8 protein-coding genes and 1 pseudogene are annotated in these 7,676 nt (G+C 38.0%); 8 read left to right on the forward strand and 1 reads right to left on the reverse strand.

The genetic code is table 11. The features are described from left to right. From BM213_RS13480 to BM213_RS13495, 4 genes and pseudogenes are all read left to right on the forward strand, one after another. On the forward strand, positions 1-364 hold a 364-nt coding region (locus tag BM213_RS13480), incomplete at its 5' end, for a transposase (RefSeq protein ID WP_143091212.1). A gap of 666 nt (positions 365-1,030) precedes the next feature. Then, entirely contained in the window at positions 1,031-1,582 is a 552-nt protein-coding gene (locus BM213_RS13485) for a class I SAM-dependent methyltransferase (RefSeq protein ID WP_091704995.1), read from the forward strand. Positions 1,583-1,752: 170 nt separating this feature from the next. Beyond that, positions 1,753-1,989, forward strand: coding sequence for a hypothetical protein (locus tag BM213_RS15330; protein WP_091704998.1), 237 nt, complete (start codon positions 1,753-1,755; stop codon positions 1,987-1,989). Between the two features lie 257 nt (positions 1,990-2,246). Then, a pseudogene (locus BM213_RS13495) lies at positions 2,247-2,417 on the forward strand (GDP-mannose 4,6-dehydratase); the annotation flags it as partial. A gap of 218 nt (positions 2,418-2,635) precedes the next feature. Here BM213_RS13495 and BM213_RS13500 read toward each other — a convergent pair. Beyond that, positions 2,636-4,018, reverse strand: coding sequence for a hypothetical protein (locus BM213_RS13500; protein WP_091705001.1), 1,383 nt, complete (start codon positions 4,016-4,018; stop codon positions 2,636-2,638). 473 nt (positions 4,019-4,491) lie between these two features. Here BM213_RS13500 and BM213_RS13505 point away from each other — a divergent pair, with 473 nt between their 5' ends. From BM213_RS13505 to BM213_RS13520, 4 genes are all read left to right on the forward strand, one after another. Further along, complete coding sequence (locus BM213_RS13505; RefSeq protein WP_091705003.1) at positions 4,492-4,917, forward strand: GIY-YIG nuclease family protein; 426 nt, start codon at positions 4,492-4,494, stop codon at positions 4,915-4,917. A 69-nt stretch (positions 4,918-4,986) separates the two neighbouring features. Continuing rightward, the gene (locus BM213_RS13510) at positions 4,987-5,613 is read left to right on the forward strand and encodes a hypothetical protein (protein WP_091705007.1); all 627 of its coding nucleotides are present in this window, start codon (positions 4,987-4,989) and stop codon (positions 5,611-5,613) included. A gap of 30 nt (positions 5,614-5,643) precedes the next feature. Continuing rightward, complete coding sequence (locus BM213_RS13515) at positions 5,644-5,838, forward strand: hypothetical protein (protein ID WP_091705010.1); 195 nt, start codon at positions 5,644-5,646, stop codon at positions 5,836-5,838. 155 nt (positions 5,839-5,993) lie between these two features. Continuing rightward, on the forward strand, positions 5,994-7,403 hold the full coding sequence (locus BM213_RS13520) for an ISLre2 family transposase (protein WP_244149302.1): 1,410 nt from the start codon (positions 5,994-5,996) through the stop codon (positions 7,401-7,403). Positions 7,404-7,676 lie beyond the last annotated feature (273 nt).

Consider the following 7,676-nt stretch of genomic DNA (forward strand, 5'->3'; position numbering starts at 1 on the left):
AGGCATGGCACCAGGAAACTACGAGAGTGCGGGGAAACGGTTATCAAGCCGAACGAGGAAAGGGAACAAGAAGCTGAGAGCGTGTTTAGTAGAATGTGCCCGTGCCGCCGCGAGAAAGAAGGATACGTATTTATCCGCGAAATATCACCGCATAGCCGCAAGAAGAGGGGCGAATCGAGCGAGTATGGCAGTTGGACGAACGATATTAGAAATCATCTATTACCTGTTAACTCGGAAGGAACCGTATAAAGAATTAGGGGCAGACTATTGGGATCGTCAACGGGAAGCAAAGATCGTGCGTCAAACGGTGAAGAAATTAGAGGGGTTAGGGTACGAAGTGAAGTTAGAAAAAATGGGTGCATAAAGGAATTAAACCATATATAAACTTTAATACCTTCCTTTAGAAATTATATTCCAAAGGCTAGGTGGGGGTTGTTTTTTGCCAAATTTTGTTTTCAGGATAGATGCAATTTAGAACTTTAACGTTTTCGTCTTTTATGGAGTAATCGGCATGTTTCGACTGTCGGGTGACCGAACAACACCGCTTCTAGACAAATACATTTGTCTGTGAAGCGGTAGGTTGTTCGGTCCTCTGTCACGCGAAGGCGTGACGAAGGCAAGTCTGTGACTTGCCTCCGACATTCGAAAAAATAGGGAGTCTACTTTTTCGTCAGCCATAAGTTAAACCTCCCAGTTGTATTTATATAGTGTGTCTTAAACAAGTTTATTTAAAATCACGAGTGTTGATTATCCATTATTTTACTAAAAAACACAGAATCATATGGCTGAACACAAGCTTTTCTGCCTCTTCCCTCGAACAAGAACGCCGGCGGGCAAATGTAATTTGCCCGCAAAGCGTTCATTGTTCGAGGAGGGCATGCGTACAGCATGCCCAGTCGGCAAGCGAACCGCTTGCCGACTACGGCAGAAAAGCTAGGAATAGAGCGATGTCAACTGGTTTTTAATGGTTAATCAACACGCCTGATTTAAAATCATCTTAAACATTTATAGGGCAAGGATTGGTGTAACAATGGTGAAGTTTCTCATAGAATTTGCTAAAAGTCCACGGTTTGTTGGGGCAGTGTGTCCAAGCAGCAAATATCTGGCGGAAAAAATGGTGGAAAATATAGACTTTGAAAGATGTGAATGTATTGTAGAATACGGTCCGGGAACTGGTGTTTTTACAGAAAAGCTTATTGAAAGAAAAAAAGAAGACACTTTGTTAATAATTTTCGAGAATAATAAGGAATTTTATGAAGGAATGCTCAGTCAATATAAATATAAACAAAATGTTAAAATAATAAACGATGGTGCGGAACATGCAAAAAAATATATGGAGCAATATAACATTTCAAAGGTGGATTATATTGTATCGGGTATTCCTTTCGCATCTTTACCTTCCAATATTTCAGAAACAATATTAAACGATGTGAAAGAGATATTGAAGAATGACGGGCAATTTATTGCTTTCCAATATTCCTTAGTAAAAATGAACTTTTTCAAAACCTATTTTAATGAAATACAGATTAAAAAGGTTTGGCTGAATGTTCCACCAGCATATGTGTTAAGTTGTCGAGTGTAGGGATGGGGTATAATGAAAAAATATTAGCGGTTGATGACGATACGAAATAGTAAGAAAATTAATAGAACACGAGTGTTGATTAACCAATAATATCCATAAGAAACATAGAAAAAAGAGCACCTTTCCTGTAGATGTAAGTGACCATACCAATATACTCAGGAGGTGCTCTTATGAACAAGCATATCACACTCCTAAATTTGTTGAAAAAAATTGTGTCAGATGAAAACATTCGTTTAATCGCAGAAACCGTTGGTTATCAAGATTCATCGCGAACATTCAAGCTTCGAGCGCTCATTGACTTTTTTCTTCTTGCCGCGTTCATTTCTTTCGTTCATCGTTTTTTATTTGGGCAATTTCCTCTTGATTGGGAATCGGAGATGGCTGCTGCCTTGTTTGAGTATGCCTAAATTTATGGGAGAAAGGTGCCTAATTTTGGATCATCCACAGCCGTGTGTCCCCCCTCAATTTACATAGGGAATAATAATTTTCTATATAAATGCCATTTGGAACTTTAACGTTTTCGTCTTTATATGGAGTAATCGGTATGTTTCGACTGTCGGTCCTCTGTCACGCGAAGGCGTGACGGAGGCAAGTCTGTGACTTGCCTCCGTCAGTCGAAAAAATAACTTGTATGAGTGCCTGTCACTTGTCGAAGGTTATTCCGTCAACAAAAAAAGTAACCGGCCGTAAAGCCGTCATTGAATACACCGACCGCCGTCCGGGCGACCCGGCGCGCCTTGTCGCGTCATCGCAAAAAATTTACGAAGAACTCGGCTGGAAAGCGGAATATTCGTTGGAACAAATCATCAAAAGCGCGTGGAAATGGTACAGCTAAAAAGTCAAAAGCCTCCTGTTGCTAAATGAGTGTTAACGGGAGGCTTTTTATTATTGTATCAATAATCCTATGTTAATTATATGTGAAATCTAAGGTTCCTCGATAGTTTGGCGAAACACAGGTTATTGAGAATGGGAAGGGATCCGATATTCATCTAGAATGAATTAGTCACTTACATAAAAACATTCTTAATTATTAATGAGTCTATAGCATTCCGTTTATGAATTAGGGGATTGAAGATACAATCCATCCTCATCAAAAATCATCCATTTTGGTTTTATGAAATCACCTTTTACGTCACTGTAAATGGATTGATATTTTGAGAAAGTGTTTTCTAAGAATGACAACATTTCCTTTTCCTTTTTAGGTAAAAATTTGGATATAAAGGTACAAAGTACAGGAGTATCTGCATGATCGAACATTAACCAATCTGCATAGAATTTATCTTCTCCCACCCTATAGTGAATGTGACGTCTTATGTTCCAGCCACGCTCTAAATATGCTTTTGAATGCTTGATAATGAAAAGTTCGCGATAAATGTTATAATACTGACCACCTAGCAATTGTAATGATTTTAAATATGTTTCTAACTTTTTAGAGAAATCATTATCCATATAATAAGGATTAACGAGGTATTCAAATAATTCAACACTAAATTCCCCGATCCAGTCCCTCATGGAATAAAGAAGAATTCCTTTCTCTTTAGCTATTTCAAATGCTTCTCTTTCAATGGTTCGATAAAATAAGATCGGAATGATTCGTGTTCCTGTTTTGTAGTTTTTCATTCTGGCACTTTGCATTTCAATACGGGCTACAAATCCTTCTACATCTTCTAAATAAGTTTGCCTATGGAAGAGCATTTCCATAAATACAAAAGACGGTGTTTTTTTCTTTTCTTCGTTTTCATAATACGATTCATAAAAGCCATATAGATAGGTAAATCCAACGGCATCCCATAAATGTCCATTGAAATCTACCCGATTTTGCTCAGAATCAAATATATGAGTTTGATTCCACGCTGTTATGTTACAACGTTCTAACCATGTAGCAGCCTCTAATGCAAAAAGGCGATTGACCATATGTCTTCTGTACCATGGGTAAAGTTCAGCTTCGGATGAGATATTTTGCATTTTGGCAATGATATAAGAAATCTCATTATAATTTGATATATCTTTTATAATCCCAAGTTGTAATAGATTATCTAACACTTTCTCTTTTGGCTCATTTGCTGGAAAAAAGTTGCGGTTGGTAACCGCTGCTGATATTTTGATGGCTTCCGAAGTTAAAATCCTTCCTTTATTATGAACCAGGCTTTGAAAAATTCGATGTAATCCTTTTCGCTGTTTTTGTAATGCTGTCTGCAATGCATCTGAAATATTATGGTGCTGTAAATAATACAAATACTGTCCTCTTCCGAACGATACTGGTTTAGTGGAAAAAATCACTTCGTTATCTGTTGCCCTTTGAATTATTTTTCGAGCATATGCGGACGAAATATCCATAGTTTCCCGAAGTTTTTGATTTAATTCACTTCCTAATAGAGGTCCGTATTTTTCAAGGATCTTTTTCATAACTTCAAAACCAATCCTAGAATTGTTCATCGAATCACCTTCGTCACAGTAATGTTAATATAAATTATAATATAATACACACGGATTATTAAAGTTTAAATGCTGAAAAAATAATATTCTATTTAAATAAATATTGTCACGGTTAAAAATACAGATTATAATAAAAATTGTAAATAGGTAAATATTTCTTTTTTGATGAAAGGAGGGACGAGCTTATGGCTAAAACGAAAGATGGCAAGAAAATTGTTCCTGTTAAGCCATACGTTAAAAAAGTAAGAGGCAAAAGTGTAAAAGTACGTGGCCATCGGCGTTCTACTCCAAATTAAAAAGCCCGTTGTTTGGCAGAACAACGGACTTTTCACGAATTGGGGACTTCTATAAATTTTCCCTAAAAAATTACCTTCAAATATTTATGTTGATTATAAAGTATTAGATAGTCAAGTCCCCAATTCCTTCTTTTTTGAAGAAATCTATAAATTTTAGCAAAGAAAGAAGGGATAAAATTGGCTGAAAAAATATTTAATGTTGATTTTGAAGGTTATTGGAGAGAGCCGAATATCAGAGGGATTTCGGAAGAATCAGGAGTTTATTGTGTCTATGAATGTAAACACAATGTTTCAAATAAAACAGTCACCATCCATCGCTTAATTTATATTGGGGAATCAGATAATGTGAATGAACGAATCAAAAACCATGAGAAATGGGATGAGTGGAAACAATACGTAGGTTTAGGTAGAGAGCTATGTTTTTCTTTTGGCTATGTCGAATCAACTTATCGGGAAAGAGTAGAAGCGGCGCTTATCTATGAACATAAACCCCCTGTGAATGTTGAATATAAGTCATGTTTTCCTTTTGACAAAACAACGGTGAAAACAAGTGGAGCTAACTCAAAATTAAAAACGGAATTTACGGTTTTACGTACTTTGTAAGAGGGTCTATTATTTTTGGCCTTCTTCTTTTAGTAATCTAATACTTTCTTAGACTAGAGGTGATGAGCTTTGAAAACTCGTCCTATAAAAATATCAATGACTTCTTTTTTAGATTTTACCTTAATGCCAGATAGTCAAAAGATACGTAAAGTAAAAGAAATAAAATATAACGAATATAGTCCTGGAAAAGATTATTGGAAGAAACTACGCGACAAAATTGTAAACATTCACGCAATGAATAACGACTTTTCACAATTGGATAACTTACTTCATGATATTCCAGTTAATCGTATAAACAATTATAAAGAAGCTATTAAAGGGTATCGGAGATTTTTGAAACGGTATAAAGATTTTAAGTGGTTTGATGTACAAAGTAAATTATGGGTGTATGATAACTTGGCTATTAGTGTTAACCCGGAACTTGGTTTATTTATAGACGGGGAGCCTTATCTTATTAAACTATACTTTAAAGAGACGACTACTCCGGCGGAGATAAATTTGACGAAAAGTCGGTCAGCAAATATTGCATTTTTGATGTTCGATTGTTTACGTGATGATTGTCCAGAAGGTACGAAAATGGCAGTATTGAATGTTAAAAAAGGAAATTTAATTGTACCAGATTTTAATGTAAATGACCAAAAAATATCTATACAAGGTTCATCCGTGCATTTTTTAGCAATTTGGGAACAAGTTTAAATTAAACAGAAAATTAGAGGGGGCTAAATTATGCAAACTCACCAAACGTTTATTGACAGAATCGGGACGGAATATAATCTTGCTCGAAAGTGGTTGAAAGCCTTAAATATGAATCCCCGAGATGGAAACGAACATAGCGAAGAAGAGGATGGAACTTTTTTAGTTCGAATGTATGCTTACTCTTCTTTTGTAGACGATCGCTTGAACGAAAAAATGTATGAGTAAAATGTTTGTGGGAGGAAGTTAAATCCTCTTTCATGTGGTTCAAGGGGGAATTCCCTTGATAAAAGAAGGAGGATGAGCAAAATAGATGCAAAAAGGACTCTCTTCCTGTATGTTGATAAGTGCAACCAAACCACAACAGGAGGTCAGAGAGTCCTATGCAACAGTTTATCACAGATGGGCAAACATTAAAAGAGATAGAAATGGAATTGTTTTCGATGTTGCAAAAAACCTATGGAGCAATGCTTCAACAGGTACTAGAACGGCTGGATGAAGAGCTAGCCAACCAACGAGATAAAAAACGCTATTACCTAAAAGATAAACGAACGGTACGCATCCAGACGCTCTTTGGGGAGGTGGAGGTTCGGCGCAATTACTATTTGGATCGAGAAAAAGGCGTGTATACGTGCTTATTAGATCCCTTCCCCGGGTTCGATGGCGCAAAGGGAGTGAGTCCATTATTGGAGGAAACCGCCATCGAATTAGCCGTTACCGGCCCTTCGTATCGCCAAGCCGCCGAAGCGTTAGAGAAGATGGTAGGTTATGCGGTGATGAGCCATGAAACGATTCGGCAGCTCGTGTTACAAGCAACGGTGGATAGACATCGTCCGATGGAAATGGAGCGACAGGTGTTGTTCGTGGAGGCGGACGGATTATACGTGAAACGGCAGCGAAGTCGGCGAAGAGGGAAAGAAGAAAAGATTTTGGCAGTGCACCAAGGATGGAAAGCCAACGGGAAACGGGTATCCTTGGTTGGGAAACGGCACTATGTACACGAAACAAACGAGCCGGTGTGGGAAGGATTAGAACAATTTTTGATCGAGGAATACGGCTATGACCCCACGAGGGATTGGGTGGTGATCAATGGCGATGGAGCTGCGTGGATTACGGCTTGTCGGGAATATTTCGGGAAGCGAGCGTTTTTCCAGCTAGATCGGTTCCACGTAGCGCGAGAGATTCGTGAATGCTTAAAAGATCACCCACAGTACCGGACGATTCGGAAAAAACTGGCCTTGTTCGATGAAAATGGGTTATTAACCGAACTGCATAGTGCGGTAGGCACCCTAGGGGATGAGAAGAAAGAAAAGCAATTGGAAGGATTGATTCAACGGATCGAATCGATGCCAGGATGCTTGAGTGATTACCGTCAATGGTTGCGGGAGAAAGGCATAGATACGACCGGAATGCGCCCGATGGGAAGTGCAGAGGGAACGATGCACGTCTTTGCGAAGCGAGTAAAAAATGGACGGAGTTGGTGTGAAGAAGGGATTCGAGCGTTTTTACACGTGATGGTAGCCGTGAAAGACGGGTTAACGATTCAGACATGGAAAGGAGAGGTGTTTGCGCAGGAGGAGAAAAGAGAAACGGAACGAGAAACGATCGTGAAAAAGGCGATGAAGCACGTAGGAACAAAGGTAGCAGAGTTGGTGCGAGGGAATATCCGTTATTTCGATCATTCGTCAGGAACGCCTATTTATCAAGCGTTAAAAGCATTGAAAGGGTTTAAAAAAGCGAAAAAAGGGCACGAAAACAGGATGAGAGGATTAGAAAACGCTTACAAAAGCTAGGTTATTTAAACCAAATATATCCAGAGAATCGAAATATCAAAAAAATCTCCCACAAAGTCTTGACTCAAACTCAGAACTACTGATGAACAGTTTGTATCAAATTTATGTTAAAATGAATATAACCTGAATCCGTGATGAATTGAAATCGACTTTGATTTTGTTGTAATTTTGATGGATTGATAATCCATAAAACCCTTTTTATGCTTATGACCTATGTCATCTCTATTTCCGAAAATGGAACAAATCTCTTTTTTAGGTATACGAACCAAAAAA

The sequence above is a fragment of the Anoxybacillus pushchinoensis genome (genome assembly GCF_900111795.1).
Lineage (GTDB): Bacteria > Bacillota > Bacilli > Bacillales > Anoxybacillaceae > Anoxybacillus > Anoxybacillus pushchinoensis.